Annotated in this window: 20 protein-coding genes and 1 tRNA gene; 2 read left to right on the top strand and 19 right to left on the bottom strand. The window is 39.9% G+C overall.

The window, feature by feature from the left end; genetic code table 11:
* Nucleotides 1-21 precede the first annotated feature (21 nt).
* Nucleotides 22-1,449, bottom strand: coding sequence for a tRNA lysidine(34) synthetase TilS (gene tilS / locus AC25Y1_RS17805; RefSeq protein WP_488149348.1), 1,428 nt, complete (start codon nucleotides 1,447-1,449; stop codon nucleotides 22-24).
* On the bottom strand, nucleotides 1,449-3,848 hold the full coding sequence (locus AC25Y1_RS17800; protein WP_488149347.1) for a SpoIIE family protein phosphatase: 2,400 nt from the start codon (nucleotides 3,846-3,848) through the stop codon (nucleotides 1,449-1,451). The genes tilS and AC25Y1_RS17800 overlap by 1 nt, the downstream gene beginning before the upstream one ends.
* Before the next feature lie 179 nt (nucleotides 3,849-4,027).
* Between AC25Y1_RS17800 and AC25Y1_RS17795 the strand changes: the two genes are divergently transcribed.
* Nucleotides 4,028-4,101: transfer RNA gene (locus tag AC25Y1_RS17795), tRNA-Met, on the top strand.
* 548 nt (nucleotides 4,102-4,649) lie between these two features.
* Here AC25Y1_RS17795 and AC25Y1_RS17790 read toward each other — a convergent pair.
* The 8 genes from AC25Y1_RS17790 to AC25Y1_RS17755 form a co-directional block, all read right to left on the bottom strand.
* Nucleotides 4,650-5,087 (bottom strand): S1 domain-containing RNA-binding protein, encoded by a 438-nt coding sequence (locus AC25Y1_RS17790; protein WP_488149346.1) that lies wholly within the window; start codon nucleotides 5,085-5,087, stop codon nucleotides 4,650-4,652.
* Between the two features lie 128 nt (nucleotides 5,088-5,215).
* Entirely contained in the window at nucleotides 5,216-5,635 is a 420-nt protein-coding gene (locus tag AC25Y1_RS17785) for an FtsB family cell division protein (RefSeq protein ID WP_488149345.1), read from the bottom strand.
* A gap of 57 nt (nucleotides 5,636-5,692) precedes the next feature.
* Nucleotides 5,693-6,160 carry a spore cortex biosynthesis protein YabQ gene (yabQ, locus tag AC25Y1_RS17780; protein WP_488149344.1) on the bottom strand — a complete coding sequence of 156 codons (468 nt, stop codon included), beginning with the start codon at nucleotides 6,158-6,160 and terminating at the stop codon, nucleotides 5,693-5,695.
* Nucleotides 6,157-6,453 (bottom strand): sporulation protein YabP, encoded by a 297-nt coding sequence (yabP, locus tag AC25Y1_RS17775; protein WP_488149343.1) that lies wholly within the window; start codon nucleotides 6,451-6,453, stop codon nucleotides 6,157-6,159. Before yabP ends, yabQ begins: the two co-directional genes overlap by 4 nt.
* A gap of 98 nt (nucleotides 6,454-6,551) precedes the next feature.
* A complete protein-coding gene (locus tag AC25Y1_RS17770; protein WP_488149342.1) occupies nucleotides 6,552-7,175 on the bottom strand; it encodes a peroxiredoxin family protein in 624 nt (207 codons plus the stop codon).
* Between the two features lies 1 nt (nucleotide 7,176).
* The gene (locus AC25Y1_RS17765; RefSeq protein WP_488149341.1) at nucleotides 7,177-7,434 is read right to left on the bottom strand and encodes an RNA-binding S4 domain-containing protein; all 258 of its coding nucleotides are present in this window, start codon (nucleotides 7,432-7,434) and stop codon (nucleotides 7,177-7,179) included.
* On the bottom strand, nucleotides 7,424-8,890 hold the full coding sequence (gene yabN, locus AC25Y1_RS17760) for a bifunctional methyltransferase/pyrophosphohydrolase YabN (RefSeq protein ID WP_488149340.1): 1,467 nt from the start codon (nucleotides 8,888-8,890) through the stop codon (nucleotides 7,424-7,426). The genes AC25Y1_RS17765 and yabN overlap by 11 nt, the downstream gene beginning before the upstream one ends.
* A 4-nt stretch (nucleotides 8,891-8,894) precedes the next feature.
* Entirely contained in the window at nucleotides 8,895-10,484 is a 1,590-nt protein-coding gene (locus AC25Y1_RS17755; protein WP_488149339.1) for a putative polysaccharide biosynthesis protein, read from the bottom strand.
* Between the two features lie 340 nt (nucleotides 10,485-10,824).
* Here AC25Y1_RS17755 and AC25Y1_RS17750 point away from each other — a divergent pair, with 340 nt between their 5' ends.
* Nucleotides 10,825-10,980, top strand: a complete 156-nt coding sequence (locus AC25Y1_RS17750; RefSeq protein WP_488149338.1) for a Spo0E family sporulation regulatory protein-aspartic acid phosphatase — start codon at nucleotides 10,825-10,827, stop codon at nucleotides 10,978-10,980.
* Nucleotides 10,981-11,101: 121 nt separating this feature from the next.
* Here AC25Y1_RS17750 and spoVT read toward each other — a convergent pair whose 3' ends face one another.
* The 9 genes from spoVT to AC25Y1_RS17705 form a co-directional block, all read right to left on the bottom strand.
* Nucleotides 11,102-11,638: a stage V sporulation protein T gene (gene spoVT / locus AC25Y1_RS17745; RefSeq protein WP_488149337.1), complete on the bottom strand. Its 537-nt coding sequence runs from the start codon at nucleotides 11,636-11,638 to the stop codon at nucleotides 11,102-11,104.
* An 88-nt stretch (nucleotides 11,639-11,726) separates the two neighbouring features.
* Nucleotides 11,727-15,260, bottom strand: a complete 3,534-nt coding sequence (gene mfd / locus AC25Y1_RS17740) for a transcription-repair coupling factor (protein WP_488149336.1) — start codon at nucleotides 15,258-15,260, stop codon at nucleotides 11,727-11,729.
* Between the two features lie 123 nt (nucleotides 15,261-15,383).
* Nucleotides 15,384-15,614 carry an anti-sigma-F factor Fin gene (locus AC25Y1_RS17735; protein ID WP_488149335.1) on the bottom strand — a complete coding sequence of 77 codons (231 nt, stop codon included), beginning with the start codon at nucleotides 15,612-15,614 and terminating at the stop codon, nucleotides 15,384-15,386.
* A 55-nt stretch (nucleotides 15,615-15,669) separates the two neighbouring features.
* Nucleotides 15,670-16,233 (bottom strand): aminoacyl-tRNA hydrolase, encoded by a 564-nt coding sequence (gene pth, locus AC25Y1_RS17730; protein ID WP_488149334.1) that lies wholly within the window; start codon nucleotides 16,231-16,233, stop codon nucleotides 15,670-15,672.
* 133 nt (nucleotides 16,234-16,366) lie between these two features.
* Nucleotides 16,367-17,002, bottom strand: coding sequence for a 50S ribosomal protein L25/general stress protein Ctc (locus AC25Y1_RS17725; protein ID WP_488149333.1), 636 nt, complete (start codon nucleotides 17,000-17,002; stop codon nucleotides 16,367-16,369).
* Between the two features lie 92 nt (nucleotides 17,003-17,094).
* Nucleotides 17,095-18,054 carry a ribose-phosphate diphosphokinase gene (locus tag AC25Y1_RS17720; protein WP_488149332.1) on the bottom strand — a complete coding sequence of 320 codons (960 nt, stop codon included), beginning with the start codon at nucleotides 18,052-18,054 and terminating at the stop codon, nucleotides 17,095-17,097.
* 13 nt (nucleotides 18,055-18,067) lie between these two features.
* Nucleotides 18,068-19,438 carry a bifunctional UDP-N-acetylglucosamine diphosphorylase/glucosamine-1-phosphate N-acetyltransferase GlmU gene (glmU, locus tag AC25Y1_RS17715; RefSeq protein WP_488149331.1) on the bottom strand — a complete coding sequence of 457 codons (1,371 nt, stop codon included), beginning with the start codon at nucleotides 19,436-19,438 and terminating at the stop codon, nucleotides 18,068-18,070.
* Nucleotides 19,439-19,849: 411 nt separating this feature from the next.
* Nucleotides 19,850-20,140, bottom strand: coding sequence for a septation regulator SpoVG (gene spoVG / locus AC25Y1_RS17710; RefSeq protein ID WP_488149330.1), 291 nt, complete (start codon nucleotides 20,138-20,140; stop codon nucleotides 19,850-19,852).
* A gap of 196 nt (nucleotides 20,141-20,336) precedes the next feature.
* Entirely contained in the window at nucleotides 20,337-20,714 is a 378-nt protein-coding gene (locus AC25Y1_RS17705) for a RidA family protein (RefSeq protein ID WP_488149329.1), read from the bottom strand.

Raw genomic sequence — 20,714 nt, 5'->3', positions numbered from 1 at the left:
AAACTCCTCCTTAATAGTGATTTAATATTCTCCTGATAAAAATATGTACTGGCTTGTTTCCAATCTTTTTTTAGAAAACATAGCGCCATAACGCACACCAAGTACTGCACACACTTCTTCATTGTTCGTGACGACAATCGGCAATTCGTCACGTAATGATAATTTTACTTTTTCATCGATAAACAATCTTGACAATCGTTTCGGATTCTTCATTCCCGTTAACAAAATCCGGTCACCTGCTTTTCTATTCCTAACCGAAAGTGGTAGTGAAACATCCGACAGACTAAAGTACATAATTTCCTTTGCTTGAACTAATAGATTTGGTTGCACCTGATCTATTTCTGCCCAGTAAATCCAACACTGATTGCGCCATTTTATTTTTTTGCCCAATGGTAGGACTTTTACCATAGCTGAAGGATTTGAAATTGACTTTTTTGTTTCGAATGTCAACTTATCGTATTCTCTTAAAAAGCGGTAACCTGATGGGAGATCAATCGAGACGTTTCCATCCTCGGATTTGAGATGAGATAACAACTGTTCGATGAGTGTATATTTATAACGAACGAGGACTTTATTATTATCATAAAGATACCCTAATAGTAATTTAATCATTCGCCTTTGTAAAGCAGTTGGCATGCTTAATAAGGATTGTTTGCTAATTGTCGGAAGTCCTTCAGTTGTAAAATCAATCATCTTGTCTAATTGTTCTTTCGCGGTAGCCCATAGGAATGCTTCATCTTCTTGTAATTCCTCCACCATGGCCGCAACTCTTTCCGGAGCTTTCGGATTTTCACAAATCAAGTGCGGGATAACTTGCTGCCGGATACGGTTTCGCATATAGGCATCGCTTTGATTAGACGGATCTTCGCAAAACAGCAAATCATTTTCCTTTATATACTTATAAAGCGTCTCTTTTCTCGTTGGGAGGAAGGGTCGAATGAGTAAGCCGTTGTTCAGCGTTCTTTTAGTCGGAATCCCTGAAGGTATTAGCCCTTTTATCACTTGCATCACGACAGTTTCAAGTTGATCTTCAGCATGATGCGCTGTTGCCAGGATTGTATAATCTTCTTCGCGCATTATTTTATCAAATAGATTATACCTTCCTTCTCGACATACCGCCTGTACATTACCACCTTCTTTTTCAAGAATTTCTAGCACTGGTACTTGACCACTAAAAAAAGAGACGTCCAGTTGCTTGCATATGTTCTTTACGACGTCACCTTCTAAAGCAGATTCTTCTCCGCGCAACATATGGTCTACATGAATGGCGGCAACTTCAACTTCGAGTTCCTTTCGGTGATTGGCAAAGAAGTGGAGCAGTGCCATTGAATCAACACCACCTGAACACGCTACGAGAACACGGTCTCGTGGTTTAATCAGCGATTCTTTTTTGATAAAATTCAATATCAACTTGTTAAATGCTTCCACATCTTCACCTACTTTCAACATTATCGAGCGGCCACTTGTGAATAGGGTGTAAAACTTGCCCACTCTGGAAGGACATGATCAATTTTAATCACGAGAACCGTTCGATCATCATCGACTGCGCGAAATCGTCTTTCCATTTCATTCACAATTCGATGTGCGACTTCTTCACAATGTAAATGACCGTATTTTCCAAGTATACCGTATAGCACCTTTTCTTGTAACTCGAGCGCTACATCTCCTTGAAAAATCCCGTCTGTCATCATCACTAATAGATCACCAGCTTTTAATTTCACTTGGTTTGCTTTCACTGAGAATGATGGTAGAAATCCAACGGGCACAGACATACTATCAATTCTAAAATAATCATCACCACGTTTAATATAAGTGCTCATGGAACCTGCCTTCCAAGCCCACAACTTACCTTCTTGTAAATCGATCAGCGCCAAGTCAATCGTTGCGTACATATCATCCAGTCCATTTAAGGACATCATATAATGCAAGGTGTGCATGGCCGTTTCAGGATCCATTTTACGATTTAAGCATTCTCTCATCAACCGAATTACTTTTCTACTTTCTTGGTACGCTTTGATATCCTGCCCCATACCATCTGATAGGAGAACTGCTGTTAGACCTTCATGAATCTGGAAAACCTCGTAAGCATCACCTGCGCGGAATGTTTTTTCACCGGACGTTGCAACAATTCCATAATCGAATAGATAACGAACCGCTGATGAAAGCGTGACGCGAATATGCGTAAAGGGCTCATGTTTTAAGACAGATTTGGAAACTTGAAAAGGTTCGGCGTATAACTCTTCCAATATCGGCAATATCAAACGTTCCGCTACCATCGTATCCGTTTCAAAATCAGATTTGCGCTCCGGTAAACTACAAACAATTTTACGCGCGCCGCGTTCTTCCGATAAAACATCAATTTGAAAGTGTTCAATTCCTAATTTGTCCAATTCTTTACCAAGCTCTTCTTCTGCAGTTATATGAACGGACAAATCGCCTTTAATTTCTTTCATTAATTCATCTAAGTGATTACCCAAATCTCTTAATTGGAGTGCCAACATTTTACGACCGTGTTGCAATTGTCCGCTTAAAAGACGATTTGCAGAAGTTTCTTCTAACTCTGCCGTAAGCCCAGTAAAACGAATGCATTTATACTTAATCCTCTCTTCAACACGATGTCGCGCAGCTTTTTTTGTCAATGAATAAGACGTTTCCCATTCGCTAATTAGCTCTGCCATATCACCATCTTCGCTATCCCAGCATTTCGAATAGCGAAAACAAGCGTTACAGACAACAGGCGTTTTTATCCCGACTCTTTTTGAATTTCCATTATCCAAACCCTGCTCCTCGACTAATGAAGACATAAACTCTGTAAACTGCTGAAAATCATTAAGTTGTTCATCGAGCCGTTCAGAAACCCACTCCTGTCTTTTCTTCGAGTTGTCTATGACTTCAGGAAAAAATATTTTATTTAAAGGTTGAGTTTTTTTTGATGGGATTAACAAAAAAATGAGTGTCGCAACACCAATCGTATAAAAATGAGTACTGTCGATCGGCAAAGTTAAGTCATACATAAAGAAAAACAGAGAAACAATAACCCCTCCAAAAGCAATCCCTAATTTACCATATCGCTTCAGTGCACCTGCAAAAAAACCGGTTATTCCATAGACTGCAATCATTCCTGTAAATGATAATTCTGCAATCCCCATAACGGCCGCAATAATCATTGCGGCCGTTGTGGAAAATAACAACCCGCCCGTAGAAGCCGCTAGAAGTATCGTTAGGTGTATGAGAACACCTGCAATCGAAATAGAACCGATCACTACACCTTTCATGCCTGTGAGCACCATCGCACCAATTACACAAGCCGCACCTAGTCGCTCAGATGACCATTCCCCGAAAAAAATACGATTCTCTGGCGGAAAGGCAACAAACAAAAAGAATGTCATAAATAATGCCAAGACGACTTCATATCCAATAACCAGTTGAATCTCCAATGGTAGTTGCCCCGCATACATCATAAACTGCCAACCAAACTGAACAATAAAAATACATAAAGCCACAGTAAGTTGTATGGATTTTTGTGAAATTTGATAACGAATAATACTTGTGAATAAAATTAGTTGAAGCAAATGTATAACTGCTTGTCCAATACCTAAAAATGCACTGCCTGCCATACCGCCTATAAAGACCCAAATTAAGTATTTTCTAAAACGAGCAGCCGCTAATGCCCAAATTGGTAAGAAAAAAGGAACTGCGGCATCAAACAACACCGCTTGTGCTAAGAAAAATGAACCAAGTAAAAACAAAGTCCCCATCATGATTTGCGTTTTCTTTTTTCTAACTTCCTCGATATTTTCCCGTATCACTTGAGAAACTGGTCTTTCCAAATTACTTGTTAACTTCATTTTCCATCCCCCTTATGCTGACGTATGTCTGAGTATACATAGGGAGTGGAAAAGAATTTGTCTGTTCATGGTAGTAAATCAACTAAACTTTTCGACTCTTTCCGAACTGTTTTTCTTTTTCTACGCACCTTGACATTTTTCACCGAGCAATGTAAGATACAATCTGTTGTGAAAAATAAGGCGGCGTAGCTCAGCTGGCTAGAGCGTCCGGTTCATACCCGTAAGGTCGGGGGTTCGACTCCCTCCGCCGCCATAAAAGAACAATCGGCGAACTTAGCCGACTTTTTCTTCCTTAAAGTACTTATCAAAACGAGGTTTTGATCTTGAGGCATATTTTTGAGTAAGAAACTTGAACGCGCACTTCGCGTTCATAGTTTCCACCTTAAATCCCTAGTCAAAACATAGTTTTGACACTGAGGCATATTTTCGAGAAAGAAACTTGAACGCGCACTTGCGTTCATAGTTTCCACCTTAAATCCCTAGTCAAAACATAGTTTTGACACTGAGGCATATTTTCGAGGCACTTATCGAAAATAGCCCTGCCGGAAAAAACCCGGAATTTTAGAGCCATAGATCTATTCCCAAAAAACCAAAAACGCAACCTCCATAACCAATGGAAGTCGCGTTTTTTATTTAACAGTAAAGAAACTTGAACGCGCTCTTGCGTTCATAGTTTCCACCTTGAAATCCTTGTCAAAACATAGTTTTGACACTGAGAAACAAAAAGTGGCCTATCAGATAGAATCTAACATGCCACTTACATATATGAATCATTTTTCTTATTGTAAAACAGCTAGCAAGTTACCCTCTTCTTGCACCTCGACCGCCGCGTTTAGATTCTGTTGCCCGTTTCAATGTTGAAAGACGCTCTTCGCTATCTTTCATGAAACGTGCCATTTTCTGTTCGAAGTTTTCCGGACGAACAGCGGCGCTTGGACGGCCTCCACCTGGACGTCCTCCTCCTCCTTGGCGTGGGCGTTGCGGACGTTGTGGACGTTCAGATTCTGGTTTTGCACGTCTAATCGACAATCCAATTTTACCATCTGCTCCAACATTCATCACTTTCACTTCAACCATATCGCCGACTTTAAAATGTTCATTAATGTCCTTAACATAGCTGTCCGCGACTTCACTAATGTGAACAAGGCCTGTTGAACCGTTCGGTAGCTCTACGAACGCCCCAAAATTTGTAATCCCTGTAACCTTACCCTGTAACTTGCTATCTACTTCAATTGACATAAAAAAAATGCTCCTCCTTAAGATTTAAGCGGGCTTTGTAAAAGCCTTCCAACCATATTCATAAGTCATGAAAATAATCGATATACTACCTTCTACTATAACGAATAAAAAAAAGAGTGTCAATAAGACTACTCTTTTTCCTCAGATTTCTTTTTATCTTCAACTTTTTTATTTGGCATTGAAAATATAATTTCATTTTTATCGGATAAGAAATACTCTTGTCTCGCAAGCTTAGCGATATACTCATCGTCATCTAATTTTGCAAGCTGATTAACTAACATTTCTTGTTCATTTTCTACCTCTTTTAATTCAGAGAGCAGCTCAGTTTTTTCTTGTTCTTTTAATGCTAAAATCTTTTTTTGTTCAAAGAACGAATGTGTAAAGAACCCAAGAATAATGACTGCAGCGACCGCGAAGACTGTTAATCTACGATACAAACGAACTTTCCGTGCTTTCTTCCGATCAATTTTTTGTTGAAGGGATTGGACATATTCTTTATTGATGGAAGCAATTGTCGCAGAAGATCTTGTATTTTGTTTTTTCACCATGTCCAGCACATCCTTTTCAAATAAGAACCAATTTTAGATACGTCCATAAATTATATATCATTTCTCTCGACTTTGAAAGAGTTTTCTTTGAAATCTATGGAATATTAAAATAACGGGACTTATTAGAAAGTAAATGAGTTTTCCGATTAAGGAAATTTTCCAGACAAGTAATCTACAAACACCATAAATTACAAACCACAAAGGCTTTAAAAAAATAATCAATCCTATTCTTCCAAAAAAGCGAAAAGGCTTATGAATAAAACTTGTGTACAGAAAAATTCCGCTTAGCTGGGCAAATGGATCGTAAATACGCCATTCTCCAGCACGGACAATATATAAAATATAGAATGACCAAAAGCCAACTATGATCCAGCCAATAACTTCAAGTACAGCTGCACGCCGTCGAATCAAAGATTTTTTGCCAGCGTGCGCTGTGCCAATGCCAATCATATCAATGAATCCCGCTCCTACAATGCCCGTTCCAATCATTGCAAGGAGACTAAGAAACTGTACGGATAGACTCATCCAAATAGTTTATGGAGGAAATTTCGCGATTCTGATTCTTCTTCATCGTATTGGATGAGTCCGACTGTCCCCTCTAACGTAAGAAGGCCTTTGTCGACATCAAGGTGTACGATGCGCAGTTCCTCTCCACGTATTTGCAAGAGCCCTTGAGATGTTCGAACGAGAAACTCTTCGTGGTCAAAACGGTCGATAGACTTTACCGAAGTTAAGTCCATTCGTTTTCGATTGCGCATTGTTACAACATGATCACCCGATGGAATTGTATACGTTGGACTATCTGTTTGAATTTGCATATTCTTCCTCCTTTGCTTGTACGTTCATAGCCATCTTATGCAGGGAGTTAAAAAAACATGCCAGACTTCACACTTAGGTATTCAACTCGATTGACTTGTTAGTTACTGTTCTTCACAAGTTCCGCAAGAATTTCTTCGTCTAAAGCACGTATCACTACATCCGTTATGACACCTTCCGGATTTATAATGTACGTAGTTGGGTACGCCATCACTTGATAGAGTTTTATCACTTCTCCCGTCTCGTCTAATAAGATGGGGAAGCTTAACTTATGATCGTTGACAAACTCTTCAATTCGATCAATCTTATCGCTGCCTCTTTCTGTTTTTGTCATATTAACGGCAATTATTTCTACATTTTCTGTGTCCTTGTTTGCTTCATAATAATTTTCCATATGGGGCATTTCAACACGACAAGGTGGACACCAGGATGCCCAGAAATTCAGGATAATTGTTTTCCCTCTATAGTCCGACAATCGCGCTGTTTTATCGTTGAGCGTTGCAAGCTCAAAGTCAGGCGCGATTTCGTTTTTTTCAAGACCAGGCTCGGAATCTATACTCTCATCGACTCTGTCACTTGGAAGATCTTCTATTAATCCACTTGGGTACTCGTCGAGATCATTTGTAGCGTTCTTATTTCCAAAGTTTGTTGTGATTGTCACGACAATCATTGAAACAATAATGATAACTGAGATCACCATGCCAATTATTTTAACGTTTTTCAACTTACTCCACTACCTTTTCCTCTACCAACGTATACATGGATTCGGCATCATCTTTTTTCGTCGTATTCTTAATCATTGCAACCTTTACTGTCACGAGTTTTTGGCCAAACCGAATTGCGATTTCATCGCCCTCTTTCACGACAGATGAAGCTTTCGCGACTTGACCGTTAATCTGAATTCGGCCTTGGTCAGCGACTTGTTTTGCTAATGTTCTTCTTCTGATTAACCGAGAAACTTTAAGAAACTTATCAATTCTCATAAGTGTTTTCCTCCTTTTTTGCTAATTGCCAAAATGACTCCAATTCATCTAATGTATAGTCTCCAAAACTTCCTCGATGCTGACTGACTTCTCTTTCGACAATATTAAAGCGTCTTTTAAATTTTTGATTCGCATATACCATTGCTTCTTCTGGTGAAAGCTTTAAGAAACGCGCAACATTCACAAGTGTAAAAAGAACATCTCCGAGCTCGTCCGTTTGGCTATCTATTGTCCCGTTTTGAATCTCTTCTTGAAACTCTTGCCACTCCTCATCAAATTTTTCAAGAGCACCGTTTAGATCAGGCCAGTCAAACCCAACTTTTGCTGCTGCTTTTTGATAATTTAACGACGTTAATAACGATGAGGACACGCGGTCCTGATTATCCAATAATGATTCTGGCTGAGGATTTTCTTGTTGCTTAATTGCCTGCCAATTATGAAGCACTTCTTCCGCGTTCACTACATTTACATCGCCAAAAACATGCGGATGGCGACGAATCATTTTTGAACCGATTGATTGAAGAATATCCTCCATCGCAAAGTATCCATCTCCCTCCCCGATTTGGGCATGAAGAAAGATTTGCAGTAAGACATCCCCTAATTCCTCAACGACGCCGTCATCGTCTTCCTGATCAATCACAGCGAGTAATTCATGGGCCTCTTCAATTAAATACTTTTTTAATGATTTATGGGTTTGTTCCCGGTCCCAAGGACAGCCATCGGGTGCACGAAGCTTTACGATGATTTCTCGAAATGTTGACCATTCTTTCAAGCGATTTTCCATGTCAAAGACAGGCGGTACATACACCGTCGTTAAATTATCGATTTCAGTAACCCGATCCAATTCAAATAACGGCACGGTTCTTAGTTTTTCGTTACTAGAACCTGCAGCTGTCACAATTGTGATTGGATGTTCAAAGTCGTACTTTTCCATCAGTGCTAATTTCACTTCCGAAGCAACAAATGCATCATATACTTGACCAATTAAAATATGCTGCGACATATGAAGATCATCCCGCTTCATATCTGTTCCATCCAGTAATTGAAAACCTTCAATAGGATCTATTCGGAGCGCTGCAAAAATTGGATCAAGAAAACTATTTCCACCTGCAATTTCCAGTGTGACTAAGCCTAAACGTTCTTTTTCCACTAGTAGCTGAACTGTTCTTTCCGCGACCAATGGATGTCCCGGTACTACATAAGTTACTGGATGTTCTTGACACAACCGAAGAAGATTTTCGACGATTTCTTCATATACAAGTTGAAACGAATCATGCTTTTCATAAATAGCATCAAAACTAAAAATCTCAATGCCTTCTTCTCGTAATTCAGCCACTGCTGGATGTTGATCTGTACGCGATACGATATAACTTGATTTTTTTAATTTCCGATATGTTCCTAAAGCCAATTGCTCAAGATCTCCGGCACCAAGGCCAATTATAGTTAAGGGGTGCATATGATCACCTTTTCTTTTTAAGTAGTAATTGCAGTGTAGCTAAACGTTTTCCAAATGGTAGCAGATACCATTCCCTTTCCGCCATTATACGCGATTTCATAATCACGAAAAGAAATACGACTGCGCCGAGTCCAACAGAGGTGAGACTCGTAATGGTTGCACGAAGTCGACTGGGCAATTCATCCAATAACCATAGATCTGCCAATCCCATCCAAGGCAACACAGCCATAATCATAAATACCGTTGCAGTGAATATCCAGCCGTAAAAACGCTGTGGTGCAAGTTCAATTGGCCAAACCTTTTTAAAGTAAAAGATGAGCCCAAGTGTAATTGCTATAAAACCAACATTTCCCGCAATCGCTGCACCGATAATACCAAAAATCGGAACGAGAAGAAGGTTGGCCATTATTTTTACCATTACCCCACCTATCAACAAGAGTGACGGGATCTTTATCTTTCCCGCGCCTTGAAGAATTGCTGTTAATGGCAAAATAAGCGACAGCCAAAATATTTGAATGGAAAAAATGATTAATGCAGATGATCCTGCACGTGTCTCAAATAGCATTTCATTTACATATGGTAAGACGAGTGCAAGTCCCGTAGCCGCAGCCCAACCAAATAAGAAAGCCGTTCGGAAAGTTAAGCGGATGAACGGCAAAGCACCTTTTCCTTTGTTTTTCGTTGTATGGTGGGCGATTAGTGGAACAATAGCCAGCGACAGCGTGGTAGCTACTAATATCCCCATTTGCACAAGTGGCTGCCCGCGGTCATATATCCCTTTTGTTTTCATTGCCGCCTCTTCTAACAATCCGCTCGATAGGAGGATTTTAAAGACTGTAAAAGAGTCAACGAGTTGAAAGAGCAGCAAAATAAGTGAACTTGCGCTGACACTCAAACTGACGACCGTTAATTCTTTCACGACTTTCCAAGTATCTACTCGTTCTGGAGGTCCTTTAAAGACACTTTTAAAATAAATCGCAAGAATGACAACCCCTGCAAATTCTCCTACCACTGCACCCCACATGGCAATTTCACCAGTCGTATAAAGGGATGCGCCTGCACGTACCGCAATCCATGTACCAACTAGAATCACAGCAACCCGGACGGCTTGTTCACCGACTCCAGACACGGCAACGGGTACCATCCGACCTTCTGATTGAAACGACCCCTTTAGAACCGCTAACGCAGGCATCAGGAATACAATATATGCGCCCGCACGAAGAAGAGAGGCAAGCCCAGGATCGCCCATGGATTGAGCGAAAAAGGGTGCGAATACAGTTAATAGGATAAAAAACGAAACCGATAATAAAAACAAATAAATAAATGCAACGCGCATCATCGCCTTCGATTCTCCGCGACTCTTACTTGCCGCAAGTAGTTTAGACACCGCAACCGCAAAGCCGTATGAAGTCCAGACAATAAAAATCCCGATAAATGGATAGACTTGCTGATAGATATAGAACCCTTTATCTCCGACAAGGTTTTGAAAGGGGACTCGGTATACTGCACCGAGTAACTTAACAATAATGGCTGAAATCGTAAGGATTGATGCACCTTTCATGAATGTTTTCATATTCCAAATTGTTGAAGACATACATAGCGCCTCATTCCAAATGTAATGAATATAGTATAACATCTTCTAATTTTGATGAGATTACGTGAAGAATGGATAATTGAGGTTTAGTCAATTCAATTACGGGAATAGATTTATTGAAAAGAATACCACCGCTTATTGGTTAGATATTTCAATGCTGATTGAATCTATACCATGTAATTGTGACAAATTAGTGACAATTGTATTTTATACTGTTTTTCATACGCACTTCGACATTTTTTTTAAAACAGTTATTATAAGATGGAAATTGTGTGTGTCAAACGATCATCATTTAAACATTACTGCAACGAACAAAAAAGTGATGGAGGTAAGAGGAACTATGAGAAAAAAAATCTTGTTAGGACAGATTAAATTGAAACAAAAAGATATGTATATGAAAGCCAAAGTTCTCGGATTTACTCATCCAAGTGTTGTCAGCTGCAGCCAAGAGTTGGATAATTTACTAAATAGATACCAAGGATTAAAAGCAATGTAATTCTCCATACAAAGCGAATCCCTTTAGTTGAAAACATATAAACGGCAACATATTACTGCTTACACGATAATAAAACAGCCTTCAAGAACCGTGCATACTTGCACTTCTTGAAGGCTGTTTTTTATTGTTCCATTTGCTTCGCTAAAAAATGGGCAGCAGTTTCTGCAGCTTTTTGTTCCGGTTCTCCGATAAAGTGGACTTTGGACAGTAAATAGACTGCACCAATCATATCTCCGCCTGAAATAATGGGCGCAATACAATAAGATTTGACCTGTTCAATTTGTCCTGGCACCCACTCAATGGATTTTTCGAGCTTTTCTGTTACCATTTTTCGGCCGGCCATTATCTCCTCAGCATTAGGTGATAGTTGTCGATTCAAATAATCTTTTTTCGATAACCCCGACACTGCAATCATCTCATCTCGATCACTAATCAATGTAGGCGTGCCAAGTGTTTCATAAAGCGTCTCTGCGTACTCTTTTGCAAACTCCCCCAATTCAGATATTGGAGAGTATTTCTTTAAAATCACTTCACCGTCTCGATCCGTAAATATTTCAAGTGGATCTCCTTCCCGAATTCGAAGCGTTCTTCGGATTTCCTTTGGAATGACTACCCTTCCTAAATCATCAATTCTTCGAACGATGCCGGTTGCTTTCATATAATGCCTCACTTTCCACAAAATTGATACTTGTCGTTATTACGGTATTAGTATGCTTCAAGTTTGGACAAAATATGCAAAGTTTCCTTTAGACGGATTTTAAAGTGGCTGTTTTTCTTTTTGCAACAGGTAGTAATTCCATCAAAGACTCTAAAACATCAAACCCAGTTTGCTTACCTGTATGCTGTTCGTTAACCGTTAACAGTAGTTGTTCGGCTTCCATTGAATATCCGATAGCGCGACCAAACTTCTGCAAGTCTGCAAATAATTTTGCACCTTCTATTGTAGCCGTCTCTTCGGCAGACAAGGTAATCGTAATCTTTTTACCCTGTTTTTTAATCGATTCGACACCAGATGCCCTCGCCCAGACCTTCATGCGCGAGATGCGAAGAAGTAGGTCCACTTCTAAAGGCAAGTCACCGAAACGGTCAATCATTTCATCGACAAGCTCAGCGTAATCTTCTTCACTTTCTACTGCTTTTACACGTTTATACATTTGGATTTTTTGGAATCCGTCATGTATATAATCGTCTGGAATGTAAGCATTCACTTGGAGTGAAATTTCAACATCGGGAATTTCTGATTTAACAACACCCGTCTGCTTCTCTTCAATCGCTTCTTGTAGCATTTGCGAGTAAAGATCGAAACCAACTGAATCAATAAAGCCATGTTGCTGAGAACCGAGTAAATTACCTGCTCCGCGGATTGATAAATCACGCATGGCAATTTTAAAACCAGAACCTAGTTCAGTAAACTCTTTAATTGCTTGTAACCGATTTTCTGCTACTTCCGTTAATACTTTGTCCCGTTTGTAGAGAAAATAGCCATACGCCACTCGATTTGAACGACCTACACGACCACGTAGTTGATAAAGTTGCGATAAGCCCATTCGATCAGCATCGTGAACAATGAGTGTATTGACGTTAGGTATATCAATACCAGTTTCAATTATTGTCGTCGTCACTAGAACATCATATTCACCTTCTAGAAAGCTCAAAATTGTCGACTCGAGTGCCGATTCTCCCATTTGACCATTGGCAAACCCTACACGCGCCTCAGGTACAAGTTGTTTAATCTCTTCAACTTTTTTCGTCATGTCTTCCACGCGATTATATAAGTAAAAGACCTGTCCGCCGCGCCCCATTTCGCGTTCAATCGCTTCTCGTATAAGCGAAAAATTATGTTCCATGACATACGTCTGGACAGGAAAGCGGTTTGCGGGAGGTGTTTCAATGACAGATAAATCTCTAACACCAAGCATTGACATATGAAGAGTACGTGGAATTGGTGTTGCAGTCAGCGTCAGAACGTCTACGTTTGTTTTAAGCTGCTTTAAACGCTCCTTATGTGTTACGCCAAATCTTTGCTCCTCGTCTACAACAAGAAGACCCAGATCATGATAAACGACATCCTTTGAGAGCAACCGATGAGTTCCCACGACAATATCAACAGTTCCTGCTTTTAAACCTTTCAAGGTAGCTGTTTGTTCTTTTTTGGTCCGAAACCGGTTCATCAAGGAGATTTCTACTGGAAATCCTGAAAATCTTTCCTTCATTGTTTCATAATGTTGTTGTGCAAGAATCGTTGTTGGAACAAGAAATGCTACTTGTTTTCCGTCTAAAACAGCCTTGAATGCGGCTCGAATAGCAACTTCAGTTTTCCCATAGCCAACATCCCCACAGAGTAACCGATCCATTGGTCGAAGTCTTTCCATATCTTGTTTAATTTCTGTAATAGAACGAAGTTGATCTTCTGTTTCATCATAGGGGAAAGCATTTTCAAATGACCGCTGTAAATCATCATCTTTTGGAAACGCATGGCCTTCTTCTGACTCCCGCTTAGCATAGAGTTTTATAAGGTCGTCCGCAATGTCTTTGACGGCTGCGGAGACTTTACTCTTCGTACGTTTCCATGCTGCTCCGCCAAGTTTATGAAGAGCTGGCTCCCTTTCACCAGAAGCAATGTATCTTTGAATGAGATCGATTTGATCTGTTGGGACGTACAACTTATCCGTTCCGCGATATTCAATGTATAGATAGTCTTTATAGATACCGGCGACTTCAAGTGTTTCAAGTTTTTTATACCGCCCGATGCCGTGGTGAGCATGGACGATATAGTCGCCTGGTTTAATCTCAGAATAACTTTTTATCCGTTCAGCGTTCGACATTTTTTGAGGACGTGCTTTTCGTTTTGGTTTTCCTTTAAATAATTCAGCATCGGTGACTACCGCAATCCGATGGAAGGGCAATTCAAATCCCGCAGACAAATCACCGTTGATGATTTGGACACTCGCACCGCTTGAAGTATCCGCCGAAAAATCCGCTTCCATATCGTAATCTTTTAAGATGGATTGAACTTTTTTCATTCGGTCGTCTCCGTCGGCAATGAGGAATACATGGTAGTTCCCTTCCCGCCATCGATCCATCTCATTCCTTAAAAAGTGCATTTGGCCATGAAATTGTTGCATTGGTTTACAAGAAACTGTAATTGTTTTCTTTACAACAATTCCAGGCATCGTTCGAATAAATAGTGATAAATAAATTTTTTCTTGAGATAGTTGCTTGTTTACTTCATTGAAGGAAAACGAGAGTTTTGCGGAATGCACAATTTTGCCTTCCTCGAGTAATGAGGCAAACCATTGGTCTTCCTCAACTTCAAGAGATTCTAGCACTTCCATTATGCGACCGATTTCATCAAATATGATTAAACCGTCTGGTGGGAAGTAAGTACCCAATGTCGTCGGTGGATTTGGTGAAAATGATGCATATTTCAACATTTCTTCTGGCGCACGACCATCTTTTAATTGCTCGATATCAGCTGTAACATTTTGTCGTAATCGTTCTTTAGCTTCAACATCTTTCATTTTCTTGAGACTTTCTGCAAGTTCAACTTCAAGCTTATCTGCCATTATCTTTAGGTCATCTTCTGACCAAACATATTCTGAAGCAGGAAGAATGGATAGAGAAGCCAATTTTCCAGTTGACCGTTGATTTTCAGCAGAAAATGTACGAATCGAATCGACATCTGTGTCGAATAATTCGATGCGTACAGGATCATCCATATGGATTGGGTACAAATCCAAAATGCCACCGCGTAGTGCGAACTCGCCTGGAGCTGTAACCATTGGCTGTCTCACATAACCCATTGTCACGAGCTTATTCAACGACGCTTCAACATCAAGCGTCGCGCCTTCTTCAACTAGTAAACTATCTTTCAACCAATGAACTTTATCTGGTAAAAGCTTTCTCATACCAGCAATTGGAGTGATATAGACACCGCTGCCGACACGCGCCATATGGTCTAATGTCTCAATCCGCTGTGCCCGTAATTCATAACTGGAAACTGACAGTTCAGCCGCGATTAGTTCTTCAGCAGGATAAAGACGAACGGAAGAAGCCCCAAGCATTTTCACCAAATCTTCGTACGTGCGCTGTGCCTGCAAAAGATTTGGTGAGATGATGAGAATCGGTTTTTCAATAGATCGCTGTAGAGATTCAAAAAATACTGGCTTGGCTCCGCCTGATAGCCCTGCAATCAGTTGACGGTCTTCACCTTTTCTTAGTTCTTCTACAAGACTCGTAATCTCATTGTTTTGTAAATATAAATTAACAAGCGCTTCCAATAGTACACACCTAACTTTCATAATAAAGGGGTATGAACACTTTATTTTATTCAAATCCCATATGCTTCTGTGAATATAAATCAGAAAAAGCTCTGGTCGTCTTTTAGGCGCCAAAGCGAAATCTTATTGAATCCACTTAGTAACTGTATAATAATCCGGATTGCTTTGAAGCGTTCGCTCGCACTCTTCACATATGCAACGCACAGACAAAGCACCGTCTTTTCTTACCGTTAGAAATTGATCATTTTCTTCTTGATCCAATTTTTCCAACAAACGAAATGTCTCTTTTGCCGATTCAAACGGAAGTGAACCAATTTCTGATTCACAATGTCTACAATGATAACGAATTGTCACTTTGTCACCTGCTCCCTTTTCTCAAAGTATAGGCGGTTAAGGACTGTATTATTCTTTATTTACCATTATAATTATTCATAACATCCAGAAATGGTGCGTCAATCCATGCTTCACAAGCATCCGCACTTTTTAAGATTGCTTCACGAATAATCGATTCTTCGTCTTTACGGAAAGAGGAGAGTACATAGTCAGAAACTTTCATGCCACTTATCGGCCTACCAATACCCATGCGAATGCGGTTAAACTTATCGGTTCCAAGATGGGAAATGATTGACTTCATGCCATTGTGACCACCTGCGCTACCTTTTTGGCGAAGTCGAATTTCACCAGGTGAAAAGTCTAAATCATCATAAATTACTGTGATTTGATCAAGTTCAACCTGATAATAGTCCATTAAAGGTCGGACACATTCACCGGATAAGTTCATATAAGTAAGCGGTTTTACAAGAATTATTTTTTCACCCGCGTGATGGATAACCGAATACATGCCATTAAACTTTGATTGCATTGGCGGCGAGTTTAATCTTTTTGAAAGTTCATCGATGACATGAAAACCAATATTATGCCGAGTTTTTTCATACTGCTTTCCCGGATTTCCTAACCCAATAATCATTTTCATCAATAATCTCTTCCTTTTTGCAAGTCATATTAAGTAAGTAATTATCAAGTAGATGAACCAAGACAACTCGACTCATCAACTTCTCGTTAAATAGAAAAGAGGCGTGCGGGAAACCGCACGCCATTTCTTATTATTAGTCTTCGTCTTTGTCTGCGCCAATTACTTCAGGCTCTGCACTTACATCTTCAGTAGCTTCATCAAGTGCTTCTAGTTCTTCTTCTGTACGTGGAGCTGAAATTGTAACAAGTGCGTATTCATCATCATTTAGAATTTCAAACTTAGATTTTTCACGGATATCCGCTACTGTTAGCGTGTCACCAATTTCTAGTTCTGAAATATCAAGGTCGAATGTTTCCGGAATTTCAGACGGTTTAACTTTGATATCCAACTCCCAGTTTGGTTGTTGAATAACTCCGCCTTCTTTTTCGCCTTTAGAATCGCCAATAAGATTAATATGAACACTAACTTCAAGTTCTTCTGTCATATTGATTGCAAGGAAATCTGCGTGAAGGACTGTGCCTTTTAACGCGTCAGATTGGTAATCGTTTAATACAACGTTTACTTCTTTGCCTTCAACTAGAAGTTTCATAACTCCGTTACGCCCAGTTACGCGTAATGTTTTTAGTAGGTCACGCTCATTTACAGAAATCGAAGTTGCCTCCGTATTATAGCCATAAACAGTAGCTGGAACGAAGCCAGCAGTTCTTAGTTGAGTAATTGTAGAATGTTGTCCTTTTACTCTAAGTTCGGACTGAATTGTAGTACTCATTTTACATAGTCACCTTTCAAATATGTTAGTATATTAATTTATTCTTGTATATTTTAGACTGTTCTATAGGTTACAGCATACACCTTTAGTTGTCAATCAAATAAGATACTTACTGATTTCTTTTCAAAGACACGAATGATTGCATTTGCCAAAAGTTTGGCAATTGAAAGCTGTGTCAATTTTGGCGATTGTTTATGTGCAGGAAGTTCAATCGAATTAGTTACGACCAGTTCTTTAATTTGCGAGTTGTCGATACGTTCGATTGCTGGCCCAGACAAAACAGGATGCGTACAACATGCATAGACTGCAACTGCACCACTTTCTATAAGTGCATCTGCTGCTACTGTTATTGTACCAGCTGTGTCAATTATATCATCAATCAAAATAGCTGTTTTACCTTCCACTTGTCCAACGATGTTCATCACTTCTGAAACATTCGGACGCGGACGGCGTTTGTCGATAATCGCAATTGGCGCTTTCATTCGATCTGCCATTTTTCGAGCTCGTGTTACGCCGCCATGATCTGGTGAGACAATGACAAGCTCATCTTTTTTAAAGCCTTTTTGCTCGAAGTATTCTGTCAAAATCGGTTCTGCAACTAAATGATCAATTGGAATATCGAAGAACCCTTGAATTTGAGGGGCGTGTAAATCGATGGCAATGACTCGATTTGCTCCTGCTGTTTCAAGCAAGTTTGCTACTAATTTTGCTGTAATTGGCTCACGCGGACGTGCTTTTCGGTCTTGGCGCGCATAACCGTAATATGGATTGACAACATTAATTGTACGAGCAGAAGCGCGTTTCAATGCATCTATCATGATTAATAGTTCCATCAAGTTTTCATTGACGGGGTCCGACGTAGATTGGATTACAAAGACATCACAGCCGCGGATACTTTCTTCAATATTGATATGGACTTCACCGTCACTAAATCGTTTAACAGAACATTTTCCTAGTGGACGTCCAATTTCTTCAGAAACCTCCCGTGCAAGCGTTTCGTTGGAATTCAAAGAAAATATCTTTAGTTTGCCATTTGAATAATGATTAGCCATTATGGTCCCCCGTTTAGTTGAGTTTTAGTTTTGAAACATACCCGTCTTTGTTTTCTTGACGCGCTCGAGCAATTGCTAGTGAGTCTTCAGGAATATCTTTTGTTATCGTCGAACCGGCAGCAACGTAAGCACCTTTTCCGACTTTTACTGGTGAAATTAGATTTGAATTACAACCAATAAACGCATCGTCTTCAACAATTGTCGTATGTTTTTTCTTGCCATCGTAATTGACAACAATTGTGCCACATCCGAAATTGACATCTTTACCAACAATTGCATCTCCAATATAACTTAAATGCGCCGATTTACTGCCGTCTCCGAATGTTGATTTTTTAATTTCTACAAAGTTACCAATTCTCACATGGTTACCCAAATTAGATTCTGGACGAATATGTGCAAATGGACCAACTGTTGTATTTGAACCAATTGTACTTTCTTCAATGACAGAAGAAGTGATTTTCGTTTCGTCGCCGATATGGCTATCTACGATTTGGCTGTTCGGACCAATCGTACATCTTTCACCAATTACTGTTGCCCCTTCGATCATCGTGCCTGGTTGTATAATCGTATCTCGGCCAATTTCAGCATCCACACTAATATACGTGTTCTCTGGGTTGATAATAGTGACACCGTTTCGCATATGCATCTCTGCTAGACGCTTTCGCATAACGGTTTCTGCTTGCGATAATACGACTCGATCATTCACACCAAGAGTTTCACTAAAATCACCAGTAACATGGGCAGAAACACGTTCACCCTCAGCTTGTAAAATCCCAATAACATCTGGAAGATAATACTCTCCCTGTGCATTGTTGTTCGTCACCTTTTTCAATGTTTCAAAAAGAGCTTGATTATCAAAACAATACGTTCCCGTATTTATTTCCGTTACTAATTGTTCGGCCTCGTTTGCGTCTTTGTGTTCGACGTTCCGTAGAACTTCGCCGTTATCCGCACGAACGATTCGTCCGTAGCCTGTTGGATCATCGGCATGCGCTGTTAAAATGGTCGCTTTCGCCCCTCTCTCTTTATGGTGGGCTATAAGGGAGGCCATTGTTTCTGAGCGGATTAGTGGTGTATCTCCACAAACAACGATGGTTGTCCCTTCGAGATTTCCTAGTGCACTTTCAGCTTGTAAAACGGCATGTGCAGTTCCTAGTTGCTGATCCTGCAAGACATATTCGCTTTTAGTACCAAGCGTTTCCTCAACTTTGTCAGCCCCGTGACCGACAATCGTAACAATTCGCTCTGCTTCCAGTTTTCTTATATTATCTATTACATGTGCAACCATCGGCTTTCCGCAGACAGGGTGGAGCACTTTATACAAATCGGACTTCATTCGTGTTCCTTGACCTGCTGCAAGAACGATGGCAAATGTATTCGACATAGACTAGCCTCCAAATTGAAAGGAATGTATGAAAGAATCCCTCTATATTTCGGGATAAAAATCGAAAACAATCCCACTTTATTCACTCTTGACTATAGCTGAATTTCACCTTTTTTTCAACCCTCCTCTATTGACAATTCCATTTAAGCCATTTATGATTGTCATTTTTTATTCATAAATTCGATTTTCCGTCTTTTTCATTAACAGAATCGGCCGTCCGATAAGCAATAAAAAAAGAGGTTAAGGAAATCGCCATGATTTTCCAAAACCTCTTTTTTCTATAATGATTATGAAATCTCTAGATTCGTCTGAAAAGACGACGCACGTAAAAATGAACCTTTTAGTAGATAGTTAATCTTTTAGAAAGGACAATACTAACCCCCGCTATATTATTTCGTGGATAATATAGCGTTAAACATTTGCTTCTTCGAGTATTGAACTTTCTTCCCCAGATGATAAGTGATACGCCGCAAGTACCGCGTCCTGTACTGTTAGGCGCATCGTTGGATTAATCGGATGAGCAACATCGCGAAATTCACCATCTGGTGTGCGTTTGCTTGGCATCGCGACAAATAACCCATCATTCCCGTCAATCACTCGAATATCATGAACAACGAATGCATTTTCAAAAGTTATCGATGCAATCGCTCTCATCCTTCCCTCTGTGTCTACTCTCCTTAGTCTAACATCTGTTACTTTCATCTCATTCCCACTCCCTTGTTCTATTTACAGTCCCATTACACACTATTCAACAGAAGAAGGATAACTCCTTCTAAAACGTGAAAATCGTTTAAAGTTTTTTCAAAAACACTTAGCTTTCTCTTCAAACTGAACTTTCGTCTTTTTTAACATAAAAACAGCTCCACCCAGACAAGAAACTGGATGGAGCTGTTTTTTCTTATTTACCCGCTAAAGCAATGACTTCAATTTCAATTTGAGCATCTTTAGGTAATCTAGCAACTTGTACGCAAGAACGCGCAGGTGTATGAGTTCCGAAATATTCCGCGTAAATATCATTTACGGCAACAAAGTGATCCATGTTTGTTAAAAAAACGGTCGCCTTTACGACTCGATCAAATGAAGAATTTGCTTCTTCTAACACGGCACGTAAGTTTGCAAATACTTGATGTGTTTGTTCTTCAATCGTCCCCTCAACAAGCAACCCATCTGTTGTGACTGGGATTTGACCTGATGTGTAAATAAATCCATTGACACTTACTGCTTGTGCATAAGGACCAAAAGCTGCTGGCGCTTTGTCTGTTGCTACGTATTTCAT

This window comes from Sporosarcina sp. Y1009, from assembly GCF_057669865.1.
Note: the sequence above shows the minus strand (reverse complement) of the source record. Positions and strands in the feature narration are given on the sequence as shown.